This is a genomic window from Flavobacterium chungnamense (assembly GCF_039539165.1).
Taxonomy (GTDB): domain Bacteria; phylum Bacteroidota; class Bacteroidia; order Flavobacteriales; family Flavobacteriaceae; genus Flavobacterium; species Flavobacterium chungnamense.
Genome location: NZ_BAABCS010000020.1, coordinates 230312 through 245979, shown reverse-complemented (window position 1 = coordinate 245979; position 15668 = coordinate 230312). Strand labels below are relative to the sequence as shown.

Annotated in this window: 15 protein-coding genes; 6 read left to right on the top strand and 9 right to left on the bottom strand. The window is 30.3% G+C overall.

The window, feature by feature from the left end:
• Positions 1-184: 184 nt before the first annotated feature.
• From ABD771_RS11595 to ABD771_RS11575, 5 genes are all read right to left on the bottom strand, one after another.
• On the bottom strand, positions 185-661 hold the full coding sequence (locus ABD771_RS11595) for a hypothetical protein (RefSeq protein ID WP_345094718.1): 477 nt from the start codon (positions 659-661) through the stop codon (positions 185-187).
• Positions 662-864: 203 nt separating this feature from the next.
• A complete protein-coding gene (locus ABD771_RS11590; protein WP_345094716.1) occupies positions 865-1485 on the bottom strand; it encodes a WG repeat-containing protein in 621 nt (206 codons plus the stop codon).
• 217 nt (positions 1486-1702) lie between these two features.
• Positions 1703-2215 carry a hypothetical protein gene (locus tag ABD771_RS11585; RefSeq protein ID WP_345094713.1) on the bottom strand — a complete coding sequence of 171 codons (513 nt, stop codon included), beginning with the start codon at positions 2213-2215 and terminating at the stop codon, positions 1703-1705.
• 97 nt (positions 2216-2312) lie between these two features.
• Positions 2313-3551: an imidazolonepropionase gene (gene hutI / locus ABD771_RS11580; RefSeq protein WP_345094711.1), complete on the bottom strand. Its 1239-nt coding sequence runs from the start codon at positions 3549-3551 to the stop codon at positions 2313-2315.
• 2 nt (positions 3552-3553) lie between these two features.
• On the bottom strand, positions 3554-4690 hold the full coding sequence (locus tag ABD771_RS11575) for a hypothetical protein (protein WP_345094709.1): 1137 nt from the start codon (positions 4688-4690) through the stop codon (positions 3554-3556).
• Positions 4691-4758: 68 nt separating this feature from the next.
• On the opposite strand from ABD771_RS11575, the gene corA reads away from it, so the two are divergent.
• Both corA and ABD771_RS11565 read left to right on the top strand, forming a co-directional pair.
• Entirely contained in the window at positions 4759-5829 is a 1071-nt protein-coding gene (corA, locus tag ABD771_RS11570) for a magnesium/cobalt transporter CorA (protein WP_345094707.1), read from the top strand.
• 96 nt (positions 5830-5925) lie between these two features.
• A complete protein-coding gene (locus ABD771_RS11565; RefSeq protein ID WP_344816299.1) occupies positions 5926-6093 on the top strand; it encodes a hypothetical protein in 168 nt (55 codons plus the stop codon).
• A 62-nt stretch (positions 6094-6155) separates the two neighbouring features.
• Here the strand turns inward: ABD771_RS11565 and ABD771_RS11560 are convergent, their stop codons facing one another.
• Entirely contained in the window at positions 6156-8597 is a 2442-nt protein-coding gene (locus tag ABD771_RS11560) for a TonB-dependent receptor (protein WP_345094704.1), read from the bottom strand.
• A gap of 101 nt (positions 8598-8698) precedes the next feature.
• Positions 8699-9040 (bottom strand): arsenate reductase (glutaredoxin), encoded by a 342-nt coding sequence (arsC, locus tag ABD771_RS11555; RefSeq protein ID WP_345094702.1) that lies wholly within the window; start codon positions 9038-9040, stop codon positions 8699-8701.
• Between the two features lie 72 nt (positions 9041-9112).
• Here arsC and ABD771_RS11550 point away from each other — a divergent pair, with 72 nt between their 5' ends.
• Genes ABD771_RS11550 through ABD771_RS11540 form a run of 3 tightly spaced genes read left to right on the top strand, consistent with a single transcriptional unit; the run spans position 9113 to position 11453 of the window.
• Positions 9113-10057, top strand: a complete 945-nt coding sequence (locus tag ABD771_RS11550; protein ID WP_345094700.1) for a CPBP family intramembrane glutamic endopeptidase — start codon at positions 9113-9115, stop codon at positions 10055-10057.
• Complete coding sequence (locus ABD771_RS11545; protein WP_345094698.1) at positions 10050-11096, top strand: AMP-binding protein; 1047 nt, start codon at positions 10050-10052, stop codon at positions 11094-11096. Before ABD771_RS11550 ends, ABD771_RS11545 begins: the two co-directional genes overlap by 8 nt.
• 15 nt (positions 11097-11111) lie before the next feature.
• Complete coding sequence (locus ABD771_RS11540; protein WP_345094696.1) at positions 11112-11453, top strand: hypothetical protein; 342 nt, start codon at positions 11112-11114, stop codon at positions 11451-11453.
• Between the two features lies 1 nt (position 11454).
• On the opposite strand, the gene ABD771_RS11535 is transcribed toward ABD771_RS11540, so the two are convergent.
• Complete coding sequence (locus tag ABD771_RS11535; RefSeq protein ID WP_345094694.1) at positions 11455-13071, bottom strand: M1 family metallopeptidase; 1617 nt, start codon at positions 13069-13071, stop codon at positions 11455-11457.
• A 121-nt stretch (positions 13072-13192) separates the two neighbouring features.
• A complete protein-coding gene (locus tag ABD771_RS11530; RefSeq protein WP_345094692.1) occupies positions 13193-14821 on the bottom strand; it encodes an acyl-CoA carboxylase subunit beta in 1629 nt (542 codons plus the stop codon).
• A gap of 189 nt (positions 14822-15010) precedes the next feature.
• Here ABD771_RS11530 and ABD771_RS11525 point away from each other — a divergent pair, with 189 nt between their 5' ends.
• Positions 15011-15655, top strand: coding sequence for a DUF47 domain-containing protein (locus ABD771_RS11525; protein WP_345094690.1), 645 nt, complete (start codon positions 15011-15013; stop codon positions 15653-15655).
• The last annotated feature ends 13 nt before the right edge of the window (positions 15656-15668 follow it).

Genomic DNA, 15668 nt, shown 5'->3' with positions numbered 1-15668 from the left:
ATTAAAGTTATTATTTAGAGGTTATTATTTATGTTTTTGTGTGGTAAGGCAATTATGCAAAAGGTATTGCAGTCTAACATTGTGAAACTTTACTGGTTATAACTTGTAGCATACCCATATTTCAAAGGTAAAATAGCAATTTAATACTATTTTACGGAAAACCGTAAAGTGGTAAAAAAATAATTTACAACCATTTCTTTTCACTTTCTGTAGCATCCAAAATGTCAATATTAAATAGCGATTGAAACTTTTGGGCTACTTTAAAAGCTTCGTTTTTATCTTGTGTTTTGTAAAAGGTGATGTGCTTGTTGCCGTTGTAAAATAAATTGAGCAAAATGATGTCGTTTTGCAAGGTGGTTTCGGCGGTAATCACACGAACAGTTTGGTTTTCGATAGTTTTAAAAACCGATACGTAGTCAAACTTTGGACAAGGTTTCCATTTGCCAAAATGAAATCCAAATAGAGAATGAATGCTTCTGTAAGTGGAAGTATCTAAATCAATTTCAGAGCCTTCGGTTAATAAAAAATTAATGCCTATTACAATAAAAATAGCACCAAAAACAATGCTAGCTGTAAAAGATAATAATCCAAGCACAACAATACTGTAACCCAAAATCTTTTTTAAAAGTGGTACTTCTTTAAGGTAAATTATTTTATTCATAGACTGATTTTTTCTGGTTGATTAGGTTGCTAAAGTATTTCTTTTTTTATTTCTAAAACCACGTAAAACTACTTGTTTTTGTAAAAAAAAATTATGATTGTCCGTAGATTTTTAAACATATAAAAAAAAACAACACAATCTTTCAAGCTTCAATAATTACGTTATCAATTAAATCAGTTCCGGAGAAATAGAGTAGTTGGTCTTTATTCGTATTGGCTTTTCCAATTTATTTTTTTTGCAATTTCTTCAAATGTATAATTCCCTAAAAGCATTATTTTTCCTTTGTCATCAATATAGCCATATTCTTTACATTCGATGGAATAATGTTGGCAATCACTATGGTTAAATTCTTCCTGTAGTTTCCATTGTACTTTTTTGCAAGTTTTCCCAATTATAGCTTTTCCCTTGTGAAAATAAGTAACATCTTCAAATTGTGGTTTTATGATGACTTCACCTTTGTTGTTAGCAAAGCCAATTTTTCCATCTTCATCAACAATTCTTATTTTTCCATCAATTAAATAATCAGGTGATTGTTCACCATAACTTGTGTTGTAAACTTTGAAAAGTTGTTTTTCTTGACTATCTATAGCTATCCAGCCACTCTCATTTGCAATTCCAAAAATAGAGAAATAACCGACTTTATCTTCGTCAAAACAAATGATGTATTTTGATGTATCGAGTTCCTTTATCAAGTTTCCTTTTTCGTCTAAAACTTGGAACACAGAAAAATCTTTTGATCGCTTTGATTTAATTGTGAATTTTTCTTTTGTGTCACCACAAGAAAAAATGGTTGTGAAAATTAATAGACTAAAAAGTTTTTTCATGTGTAGCAGAGTTTTTAATCAAAAATATATAACATTATAATTTCATAAGTTCAGAAAAAATAAGATAAATTCCCAATAGAAAAAGTCCAAATAGACTTCCAATTATTCGAATTTTATAACCATCTATTGGTTTCTTACTTTTTGTCATTTCTCTCACAAAAAGCCAAAAAGAAACAATCGATAAAAATAGACCAAATAATAAATTATATAAGTTCATTTAATCAGTTTTTATAATTAAACTAGAACTTCGGGCAAGAATTGGTGGAGCCGGTAACATTTTATCAAAGTTTTCAAACTTCACTTTTTTATTCAAGGGCTTCAGTAAATCTAAAAATTGAATACTACTCATAGTTTCTTCAAAATTCCAAAACTCTTTTGGTCCTTTATTACTATGTAACATTACTCTTTTTTTATCTATATCAAATGCTATTGTTGTCCCATCTTCTACATCACTATTTAATTGAACAGAATCTTTTGGGAATCTAAATTTACAAACAATTTTATCTAATTCATTTCTGGTAACTTCATCAAGTAAAAAGTAGTAAGTTCCTTTTTTACCTAAAGGATATCTGTCATAGAAATACACTGTGTCAGATGATGTAAACTTTAAATAATAACTATACTTAATATTCCCTTTGAAATAAGTAAAACTTGAGTAACAACGTTTTTTATTCTCAGAACAACTATAAAATAATACACATAATGTAATAAAAAAGAGATAGGTTTTCATATTATGTTAGAGGATTCATTCTGTTTTCTGTTTTTATTTACTGACTATGGTTTGTATTTATAAAAAAATATAATTGTCTTTAGATATTTTTTAAAAACTACATAATCTTTTTACCTTCAATAATCACGCTATCAATTAAATCAGTTCCGAAGCAATAGGGTAGTTGGTAGAATGATGTAACTTCTTTACTTATAATGATGTTGGCTTTTTTACCTAAAGTGATACTTCCGTGTGTTTTTTCTAATCCCATTGCGTAGGCGCCGTTTATTGTGGCTGCATTTATAGATTCTTCAGGTGTCATTTTCATTTTGATGCAAGCTGTAGCAACTACAAAATTCATATTACCAGATGGTGTAGTGCCAGGATTAAAATCGGTGGCTAAAGCTAAAGGCAAACCTGCGTTCAACATTTGGCGCGCTGGCGTGTAAGGAATACTGATAAAATAGGAGCAAGAAGGCAAAGCCACTGGCATGGTTTCGGTATTTTTTAGAACTTCAATATCTTCGTCGGTTACAACTTCGAGATGATCTACCGAAAGTGCGTTGTGTTTTACGCAAGCTGCAATTCCGTTAATGGCGTTGAATTGGTTGACGTGAATTTTGGAACGTAATCCGTATTGTTTTCCAGCTTCCATGATTTTTTCGGTTTCTTCTACAGAGAAATAACCAGTTTCGCAGAATGCATCGATATAATCTGCTAGATTTTCTTGAGCAATTTTTGGTAGCATTTCGTTAACAATCAAATCGATATAGCCAGAATGGTTTTCTTTGTATTCAACTGGAAACGCATGTGCGCCAAGAAAAGTAGCTTTTATGGCAATAGGATAATTTTGAGCAAGTTTCTTAATCACACGAAGCATTTTGATTTCGCCATCAACAGTCAATCCGTAACCCGATTTGATTTCGACTGCTCCAGTTCCTTGTTTCATGACTTCTTCAAGACGAGCTTTCGATTGGTTGTAAAGTTCTTCTTCTGAAGTTTCGTTTAGTTTTTTGGCCGAGTTTAAGATACCACCACCACGATTGGCTATTTCTTCGTAACTCAATCCGTTGATTCTATCTACAAATTCTTGAATGCGATTGCCAGCATAAACTATATGTGTATGACTGTCGCACCAAGCAGGAAGTACTACTTTTCCGGTTGCGTCAATAGTTTCATCGGCATTAATTTTGGGACAATTTTCCATCAAACCAAAGTCGGCAATTAGGTCGTTTTCTATTAAGAGATAAGCGTTTTTTATAGAAGGTAGAATAGCCATTTCGCTGCCAGAAACTTTTCTAATGGATGCGTCTCTAATTTGAAGTAGCTCTTTAATGTTGTTGATTAGTGTTGTCATTATTAGTAATATTCTATTTCTCTAATTAATTCGTAAGTTGGAACTCCGTTAACATATTTTGTTTGCTTAATCCAATTTCCTTTTCGGTCAAATTTATATTTAAATTCGATATTATATAATTCTTCACGATCTTTTATTATAGCTTTTACGAGGTAATTGTCTTTATTGTAAAAAAAACTTTTTAGTTGTATTGCTTTTCCTCGGTTAAAATATCTTTCGTTAATTAATAAGTTGTTTTTATATTCTAGTTCATTTATGGATATATTGGCATTATTAAATTTTTTTGTTGTTATAATGAGTTTATTGCCTTCATAATTATAAAAAGTTGAACTATTTAAAAAAGCTTTTCTGTCTAATGATTTGTATTTATTTATCTGAATTATTTTATTATTTTCATCGTATTTATTTTCTAAATAAGTGATACTGTAACCTTTAATATTTAAAAAATCTGCATCAGTTTGTATGCTTTTTGAATGAATTTTTTCCAATGATTGAAATTCAGACTCTTCCACAATACTTCCTTTATCATTATATTTGTAAAAAGTACTTGAATCGTATATGCTATCTCTAAAATAATCTCTTCTAATTACCTTATTTTTTTCATTATAAGTAAATTTTACTTTTTGAATATTAATTTCATTATCAAATTTTGTTGTATATAATATACTTTCAAGACCTGAATTGTTATATGTTCTTTCTTCAAAACTGATATCATAATCTTTTTCTGTTCTTAAGATTAAACTATCTTTAATATCATATTTAAATTCAATTGTATCAATAACTTCATTATCATGTTCATACCATTTTTCTAATACTTTTTTACCAGTTTTAGAAAATGATTTAAAGTAATTTTTATAAATTGAATTATTATTATAATACCATGTTTTTGGAAAACCACTAATTATTAAATCAGGAGATTTAAAAAAATTACCGTATGGGCTTCTGGAAACCCCAAAATCAGGCAAATAAGTTCTTCTAATTATATTGCCTTCATCATCTACAAATTCTTCGACTTTTTTTTCATACTTTTTAAAGATTACTTTCTCACGAACAGACTTAACAAGACCTTTTATTTCATCATTTTGGCTAAATGATAAAAGGCTTGCAAGAGTGAAAAGTAAAGTCAAACAATATTTCATTGGAGGAATTTCCGTAAAATTACTTTTTAAATAATAATAATTTCTAAATTTAGACAAAATTTGAATTCGTGAGAAAAATTAAATACAAAAAAGGAAGAAAAGTACAACCTAGTTTTTTTGACTATACTGGAGTTCACAAGCAAATAAAAACAGAATTGCAATTGTTTGTTTATGATACTCATGATCTTACTGAATGTGAAGAATTAAATGTTCATGAAATAGGAGCTAATGTAGATTTGAATAAAGTAAATTGGCTTAATGTTCATGGGTTAAATAATATTGAAGTTATAAAATCAGTTGGAGACTATTTGAAAGTGGACAATTTTATGCTTGGAGATATTTTAAACACCGCAAAACGAACCAAATTAGACGAATATCACGATGTGTTGTTTTTTAATATTAAATCTTTGTTGCCAGTTGAAAACTCTGATAATATTAATGTGGAGCAAATTAGTTTTCTTTTAAAAAATGGTATTTTAGTTTCTTTTCAAGAGAAACGTAGTGATTTTTTTACTCATATTCGTGAACGTATTCGAACTCATTCTGGAATTGTACGTGAGAAAAAAGCGGACTATTTACTTTATTTATTGTTAGATGCTGTAATGGAAAATTTCTACATTACTATAGAAAACGAAGAAGATAGAGTAGAAGAGTTGATTAATATTTCTAAAACAAGTACAAGCCCAGAAATTTTGGTTCAAATTGAAAAACATCGTGACAATTTTAATTTTTTAAAACGTTCAATTATTCCTTTAAGAGATTCGTTGTATTCTATTAAAAGTATGAAAGACGACAATGTTTTTAATAGTATAGAATTAGAAAATTACAGTTTCTTTGATCGTTTGCATCAAAAGTGTTTAGAGCTTTTAGAACAGATTGAATATGATTCGGCCTCATTAGATAGTGCTTCTAACTTTTATTTTTCTACCCAAAATCATAAGCTAAATGAAGTAATGAAAACATTAACTGTGGTTTCTGTGTTTTTTATGCCATTAACTTTTATAGTTGGAGTATATGGAATGAACTTCGACAATATGCCAGAATTGCATTGGAAATATGGTTATTTCATCATTCTTGGATTCATGTTATTATTGCTTTTGGGAATGATTTATTATTTTAAAAAGAAAAAATGGTATTGATTGTTTAAAAAGTAGTTAATAATTATTTGAGAATTATTGCTCATAAGAAAATTATCAATTACCTTTGACCTGTATATACATTAAATTCTGTAAAACATGTTTACTTTACAACAGTATTTAGGCTTCTTACTTTTCTTAACCATTTTAACCATTGGTTTTTGGTTAATGATTTTCTTAATTCACTTCGTATTCTATTGGATATTTGGTGCTACAAGAGAATTATTGAAAGAAAGAAAAGCTAACAGAGAATTAGAGCAAGCTTAATTGTTTTGTTTTAAATAAAAAAGTCCCAAGTAATTGGGACTTTTTTTATGCGGTTCATTTTTTTATCCTGGGAAATCACCACCACCTTCATCTTGATTTCTTTTAGGTTGTCTTTCTTTTTCGTTTTTAGGTTTGTTGAAACGATATGTAAATGAAAGAGTAATTTGTCTTTCTCTCCATTGCATTTCTGCATAAGAATTGATTAAATTAGGAATGTTAGTTTCCATAATTCTTTTTCTTGAATTAAAAACGTCACTTACATTTAAAGAAAGCGTTCCTTTATCTTTAAGAACATCTTTGCTGAATGCTAGGTTCATTGCAAAAACACCTAAACTTCTACCTTGTGCATTGGTTTGAGGACCATTATAGGTTGCATTGGTTTGCCAATCAATCTTTTTAGGTAAAGTTATTTTAGATGTTAGTCTTGCTGTCCATGAAGTTGCAATGTTATCAAAGTTTTGAGTAACATCATTGTTTAAGAAATTAGTGTAAGTAAAATCTCCTTGAGTTTCTACTCTAAATAAATTGAAGTTACTGTTTAATTTCCACCATTTGTATGGAGTATAATTTAAAGTGAATTCAAAACCTGCTCTGTATTCTGTTGCAAGGTTGATAGGTGAACTTAAAATTACAGGAATACCGTTTACAAAAGCCCCAGACTCTCTTCTTACAAATTGAAAGGAATCAGTTGTTTTATTTACATACAAAGAGGTGTTTAAAGTAAATTTATCCCAACTTTTCAAGAAACCTAAATCGAAAGCATCTGTAAAAGCTGGATCTAAATCAGGATTTCCTTGAAAGATATTAATATTACTTGAGTAATTGCTAAAAGGATTTATTTGTCTACCTCTTGGTCTTTGAATTCTTCTGCTGTAACTGATGGAAGCATTTGTTTTATCAGATATTTCATAAGTGAAGAAAGCACTTGGAAAGAAATTATCGTATTTTTTATTATTGAAATCACTTGTTGTAATTTGGTTGATATCAATTTTAGAATCTTCCCAACGCATTCCTAATAAAACAGATAGTTTTTTTACTTTAAATCCGTATTGTGAATAAAGAGCATGTACTTTTTCTTTGTAAACTAAATTGTTTGTGAAAAGGTTATTTACAACACCTTCATTAAAAACAGTTACATCAGTATCTTGTTCAGAAAAATCTCCACGATATCCAGCTTCAAGTTGCATTGATTTACCTAATGGCAAAACATAATCCGCTTGAATTAAATTGCGGCTTTGTTTTTGAATATTTACAGTTGCATCTGTTCCATCTTGGCTATCAAGAATAGTTGCAATATTATTGTCTCTATTTTTAGAAAATTGAGTATCAATAGTCAATTTATGACCATCTTTTTTGAATTTTTTCAATAAATTAGAAGAAAAATCAATGTTTTCACTTTTGCTATCTTCGAAGTTAATACGTGTTTGAAAATTGTTAAGACTTGAATTTGTGTATTGTCTATCAAAGAAAACATTGTCTTGATTATCACCAGATGTTTTACGATAGTTAACGGTATTAGTCCAAGTTGTATTTTTGTCTAAAAACCATTCTGCACCAAAGTTTCCGTTGTATCCTTTATTTAATCTGTCGTTATCTCTTGTTTCATTAATGAAGTTTGGAGAAGATGCTCCAACATTCAAATAATTTGTTTCTACCAAAGAGTTACCTGGATTACTTCTGTAATTGTAACCTTGTGTAGTAAATAAGTTGAATTCACTTGTTTTGTAGTTCAAGTTTCCGCTCAAACCATGATTATCAGGATAACCGGTAGTTGCAATGATTACGCCATTTAATCCATTGGTTTTACCTTTTTTAAGGATGATGTTTAATAAACCTCCACCACCTTCAGCGTCATATCTTGCGGATGGATTAGTAATTACTTCAACTTTATCAATAGCATCTGCTGGAATCATACGTAAAGCATCATTGATATTGATTGCATTTGAAGGTTTTCCATCGATTAAGATTCTAACATTTTCGTTTCCTCTTAAACTAACATTACCTTCAACACTTACAGCAACGGAAGGAATATTATCTAAAACATCACTTACAGTTCCACCTTTTACCATTAGATCATTACCAACGTTGTAAACTTTTTTGTCAAGTTTGATTTCAACTGTAGTTTTTTCAGAACGAATTACAACTTCATTTAGTTTTGTAGCTTCATCTTCAAGGGAAATAGTTCCTAAATTGGTATTTTCTTTAATTACTTTGCCTTTAATTTCAAGTGGTTTAAATGAGATGAACTCTACTTTTACGTTGTAAGTTCCTGGAGAAGCATCAAAGCTAAAATCACCTTTTGCATCGGTAATTCCACCAGCAGTGATTTTGTTTGTTGTAGTGTTTACTAGAGATATTGTAGAATATTCTAAAGGTTGACTACTTATTTTATCAACAATCTTTCCGGTTACTCTTACTTTTTTGCCTTCAGGTTTTTGTTGCGAATAATTTAATAGAGTACTTAATAACAAAGCTAATGTTAAAAAGAATTTAATTTTTTTCATGATTTGATGTTTATATTTCACAGTTCTCATTTGACTGCAAAAATAAACTTTCGTTTAACCATCAAATCACAAAGGTTTGTTAAAAGTAAAATTGAATTAATCTAAATAATTTCTTTAACTTTTTCAAATGGTCTCGCTATAACCGCTTTGTTTCCATTTACAGCAATTGGTCGTTCCATTAAAATAGGAAAATCTACCATTGATTGAATGATTTCTTTGTCAGATAAAGCTTTTCCTTTAAAGTTTTCAATCCAAATAGATTCTTTGGTTCTAATTAGTTCAATTGGTTTGAGGTTTAGTTTTTTAATAATACTTTCTAATTCCTTGAATGTTAATGGGTTTTCGAGGTACTTTATAACTTCAAATTCTTGCTTTGAATTTTCAATAAATGCTAAACATTCTCTAGATTTTCCACAACGTGGATTATGGTAAATTGTTATCATATTTTTTTCTGTAAATTAAATGAATATTGCAATAAATATAGTATTTTAGTAAAAAATAAATTTAACAGAATTATGTTTATAGAACAAGGTGTAAAGAAAGAAAATCCTTTTTGGAAATATATTGTAGGATCAATTTTAATCATTATAGCTTCAACTATTGGTCAAATACCTTTTGGTATTGCCGTTTTGATGAAAACCATGAAATCAGGAACAATGCCAACCGATAGTGCTGGAATGTTGCGTGTTTTGGAATCTAATTTATCTTTGTTTTTAATGATGCTTTCGTTTGTTTTTGCATTAGTAGGCGTTTTTATTGTGATAAAGTTCTTTCATAAACAAACAATCCTTGAAGTCACAACATCCAGAAATAAAGTTGATTGGAAGAGAGTATTTTTCTCTTTTTCAATATGGGCTATTTTTACAGTTTTAAGCATTTTATTGACCTATTATTTAAATCCAGAAGAAATGGTTTGGAATTTTAAACCCATTCCTTTTGCAATTTTAGTGGTTATCGGAATCATTTTAATTCCTATTCAAACTAGTACAGAAGAATACGTTTTTAGAGGTTATTTGATGCAAGGATTTGCTAATCTCTCTAAAAACAAATGGTTTCCATTAGTAATGACTTCTGTGATTTTTGGAACAATGCATATTTTCAATCCAGAGATTGATAAAATGGGAAATATTGTTTTGGTTTATTACATCGGAACAGGTTTGTTTTTGGGAATCATAACACTTATGGATGAAGGAATGGAGTTGGCTTTAGGATTTCATGCTGCAAATAATTTGTTAACAGCCTTGTTAGTTACTTCCGATTGGTCGGCTTTGCAAACCAATTCCATTTTTAAAGATGTTTCTGATCCATCGGCTGGACTTGAAATTATTATTCCGGTTTTTGTGGTTTTCCCATTATTATTACTTTTATTTAGTAAAAAATACAAATGGTCCGGCTGGAAAGAAAAATTGACCGGAGATATAAAATATAAAACAACTATAAACGAATTAAATAATGATTAATCCAACTTACGATAACGTTCACAATCAATTTAAATTAAATGGTTTCCATCTTAACAAAGAAGATTTGTGTCGTGTGGCCTATAGTTTTATAAAGGAAGGTGACGATTGGGAGAAACCTGTTGGAGATTTTCTTTTAGATTGGTTTGATGAAAAAACTTATGTTGAAATGAAAACTTCGGGTTCAACAGGAACACCAAAAACAATTCGTGTAGACAAGCAAGCCATGGTAAATTCTGCTTTGGCGACAGGAGATTTCTTTGGTTTACATTCCGGAAATAGAGCTTTGCAATGCCTTCCAGTGAAATATGTTGCTGGAAAAATGATGCTGATTCGTTCTATAATTCTTGGATTAGATTTGGACTATGTTGCGCCAACTTCACATCCAATGGAAAATTTGGATGATACTAATTATGATTTTGCAGCAATGGTGCCAATGCAAGCACAAAATTCGTTGAAAGAACTTAAAAATGTTAAAAAACTTATTGTTGGTGGTGCAAGAATTAGTAAAAGGTTAGAAAAAGATTTAATGAAATTACCGACTGAAGTTTATGAAACTTATGGAATGACTGAAACCATCACGCATATTGCGGCAAAAAAAGTTGGTGAGAAAGAGTTTACAGTTTTACCACATGTAACTATAACTTATGATGATAGAAATTGTTTGGTTATTCACGCACCGCATATTATTGCAGAAGAAACTGTTGTTACTAATGATTTGGTAGAATTGATTAACGAAAATCAGTTTGTGTTTTTAGGTAGAATTGACAATATTATTAATAGTGGCGGTGTAAAAATTATGCCAGAACAAGTAGAGAAAAAATTAGACGGAAAAATTGACCGAAGATTTTTCATCGCTTCAAAAGAAGATGCTGAACTTGGTGAAAAAGTGGTTTTGGTTGTTGAAGGTGAACCGTTTGATATTGACAAAGTTATTTTTGAAGGTTTAGACAAATACGAACGACCAAAAGAAATAGTTTTTGTTGCTAAATTCAAAGAAACAGAAAATGGTAAGGTTATAAGAAAAGAGAGTTTGGTTTAAATAAAATTTGATATTATGAAAAAAGTTATGTTTGCTTTATTTATTGTATTTTATACATCTTGTTCTTCTACAAAAAATACTGACTCAGTTTCTGACACCAAAGAAACTTCTGAAGTTAAAAGTGAAAACGACGGTTCATCTTACGAAAAGGCTATAATAATTAAAGCAAAAGATGAAATGACTGGTGTGAATAAAGTTTATTCAAAATTGAAAGAGCTTTATCCAGGATATAAACTGATAAGTCAAGGATCAGGTTCTAAAAATGGAAAACATTACGATACAATGAAAATTGTAACTTCAGATGGAGAGGAAAAGTCTGTTTATTTTGATATTACTAGTTTTTATGGTAAATTTTAGATTACTTTAAAACCTTTACAAAAAACTCATTATTCAAAACTTCAACTTCATCTAATGATTTGATTTTGAATTTAGATTTTTTCCATTTGTTTGTTGGTTCGATTCTAATTTCTTTCCCGTTTACTTTGATGTCAATTGGCATGTTGAAATCCGTTACATCGGTTTTCCATTGAAATTCTAACTTCTTTTTGTTTAATTTCAATTCTAAAATAGGAATACTTTTAAAATTCAAATATTGATTGAAAATAGGAGTAAGGTTTCTATTGCTTTCTTGATTGAAAAAGGCAATCACAGTTGGTGTATCAATAATTTTGTGACGATACGTTTCAGAGTATTTCAGAATAATTTTCCACCATAATTCATCGTTATTTATCACATGACGTAAGGTGTTTAAAAGCAATGCACCTTTTGGATACATATCACCTGAACCTTCATTGTTAACACAGCAAGTTCCTATGATTGGTCTATCGTTTCTAACATTACGATGTAAACCTTTGGCGTACTTCATGGCTTTATCATAGCCAAATTGACATTCTAGAAAAACAATTTCTGTATATTGTGTAAAACCTTCGTGTATCCACATATCTGAAATATCTTTTGAAGTAATGCTGTTTCCAAACCATTCGTGACCACTTTCGTGGATAGTTATGTAATCAAACAAAAGGCCAACTCCTGTCATCGACAAATCAGAACCCATATAACCTTTTAAATATTTATTCCCATAAGCTACAGCACTTTGATGTTCCATACCTAAATAAGGAGTTTCAACTAGTTTATAACCATCTTCTGCAAAAGGATATGTTCCAAATCGCAATTGAAAGCAATCCATCATTGGTTTTACTTCTTCAAAATGCTTTTTGGCCCTTTCTTCATTATCTTTCAATACATAATAATCTAAATCTAAACCATTGTGATTATCGTGAATGTGTGCATAATCGGCAATATTTACTGTAATATCATAATTATTAATTGGATTTTTAACTTCCCAATCCCATCTTGTATATCCATTTTTTAGATCTTCACTTCCAATAAATCTTCCATTAGAAACATTCATCAAGCCATTAGGAACAGCCACTTTTATCGTTGCGCCTAAATTAGGTTCATCAGTTTGTGAATCTTTTACAGGATACCATAAACTTGCGCCAGTTCCTTGAACAGCAACTCCAATCCAATGTTTTCCTTGTTTGTCTTTTTTGAAAACAAAACCGCCGTCCCAAGGAGCATTTTTAGCAACTTTAGGTTTTCCTGAATAATAAAAACGAATTTTTTCAGAAGAATTTACAGTTAAACCATTTGGGAAATCAATAATAACGGCATCAAATTCTCGTTTGTATTCTAGTTTTTTATTATTGTGAATGATGCTATCAATTTGCATGTTTTCAAATAAATCTATTTGAATTTTTGAAGAATTCTCAACTACTTTGAAAGCAATTTCATTGTAACCCACAATCGTTTTTTCATCAGGATTTATTTTGATATTCAAATCATAACGTTGCACATCATAACAAGTTCTTTCAGGACGCAAACCACCTTGAAGCGAATCTCTACGCGTAAATTTTTGAGAAAATGCGGTTTGGAAATTAATTAAAGTTAAACCAATGATAAAGATTTTTTTCATGATGATGTGATTTAAAATTGATTAGTAGATGGTTTTAGGGATTTGTTACTTAAAAAAATGATTAACACAAAAGTCACAAAAGAATTTCTAAAAAACTTTTGTGAATTTTGTGTTTAAAACATTAAACCTGAATAACTCCCAAATTAAATTTCTTTTCAATAGGTGAGTGGTTAGCTGCTTCAATTCCCATAGAAATCCATGTTCTAGTTTCCAATGGGTCAATTATTGCGTCAGTCCAAAGTCTTGATGCTGCATAATAAGGAGAAACTTGGGCATCATATCTTGCTTTGATTTTATCAAACAGTTCTTGCTCTACTTTTTCGTCAACCGTTTCACCTTTTGCTTTTAGTGATGATGCTTCAATTTGGGCTAAAACTTTAGCGGCTTGCGTTCCACCCATAACCGCCAATTCGGCACTTGGCCAAGCAAAAATCAATCTTGGATCGTATGCTTTACCGCACATAGCATAATTTCCTGCGCCATAAGAATTTCCAACGACAACAGTGAATTTTGGTACAATTGAATTAGAAACTGCATTTACCATTTTGGCACCATCTTTAATAATTCCGCCATGTTCTGATTTAGAACCAACCATAAAACCTGTTACATCTTGTAAGAAAACCAATGGAATTTTCTTTTGATTGCAATTGGCAATAAAACGAGTTGCTTTATCGGCAGAGCTAGAATAAATTACACCTCCAAATTCAATTTCACCTTTTTTGGTTTTAGAAACGGTTCTTTGATTAGCCACAATTCCAACTGCCCAACCATCGATTCTTGCATAACAAGTGATGATTGATTTTCCGTAATCTTCCTTATACATATCCATTTCAGAATTATCGACCAATCGTTTTATTACTTCCATCATATCATATTGATCGGAACGGGATTTTGGAATAATTCCGTAAATATCTTCCTCTTTTAAAGCAGGTTTTTGTGGTTTTTCTCTGTTGAAACCAGCTTTTTCATAATCACCAATTTTTCCAACGATACTTTTTATTCTGTCTAGTGCGTCTTTATCATCTTTAGCTTTATAATCGGTTACACCAGAAATTTCGCAGTGCGTAGTTGCTCCACCAAGTGTTTCATTATCGATATTTTCACCAATTGCAGCTTTTACTAAATAACTTCCTGCAAGAAAAATACTTCCGGTTTTATCCACAATCATGGCTTCGTCACTCATAATTGGAAGGTAAGCGCCACCAGCAACACAACTTCCCATCACTGCAGCAATTTGTGTAATTCCCATGCTCGACATAATCGCATTATTTCTAAAAATTCTACCAAAATGTTCTTTATCTGGAAAAATTTCATCTTGCATTGGCAAATAAACGCCTGCTGAATCTACCAAATAGATAATAGGAAGACGATTTTCCATAGCAATCTCTTGCGCACGAAGGTTTTTCTTTCCAGTAATTGGAAACCAAGCACCGGCTTTTACAGTGGCATCATTGGCAACAACTATACACTGTTTTCCTGAAATATAACCTATTTTCACTACAACGCCACCAGAAGGACAACCACCATGTTCGGCATACATTCCGTCTCCAACAAAAGCTCCAATTTCAATGCTATTTGATTTATTATCAAGTAAATAATCGATGCGTTCACGAGCAGTCATTTTACCTTCAGCATGAAGTTTTTCAATGCGTTTTTCGCCACCACCAAGTTTTACTTTGGCAAATTTTTGTTTTAAATCAGATAATAAGAGTTTGTTATGATCTTCGTTTTTGTTGAAGTTTAAGTCCATAAAATTAGATGCTTGTTTAGTTTTTGCTAAAATACGAAAACGTTTGAAATATTAAAGTTCTAAATTCTTGTTCGTGTTAAATTATTATTATAAAATGTTAAAATTAATAACTTCTATTTGTTGTTATGTTAACGATAATTTAACATTGCGCTACTACTTTTGCGTCAAAATTATTAAATAAATATCCAAATGTCATTAAACAACATTTTTCAGTTTTTTGTTCCGAAAGATAAAAAGTTCTTTCCATTATTTGAACAAGCTTCGGCAAATTTAATTTTATTAGCAGAAACATTGCATGAAGCTGTTAATGCACCAAAAACAGAACGTGAAGATTATTATAAAAAAATTGAAGATTTAGAAGCAACGATTGAGGAGATAACTCACAAAACTCACTTAGAGTTGAGTAGAAATTTTATTACCCCATTCGACAGAGAAGACATCCATTCATTAATAAAAGCTATTGATAATGTAGCAGATTACATGCACGGTGCTGCAAGTAAGATGAGATTGTATCAAGTTGAAAAAATCACTAAATCAATCAGAAAATTAACTGAAATTAATTTGGAAGCTTGTCAATTAATTGGTGTTGGAATCAAGGAATTGAAAGACATGAAAGACCATAAAGCGATAAAAGATACTTGCAAAAAGATAAACAAACTTGAAAGCAAAGCTGATTCAGTATTTGATAAAGCGGTGGCTGATATTTTTGAAAATGAGACTGATGCTAAAAACATCATAAAATATAAAGAAGTTTTATCTGCTTTAGAATCAGCTTCAGATAAATGTAAGAGTGTTTCTAATGTAATGGAGCAAATTTCTGTTAAACATTCATAAATAGTTAGCTAAA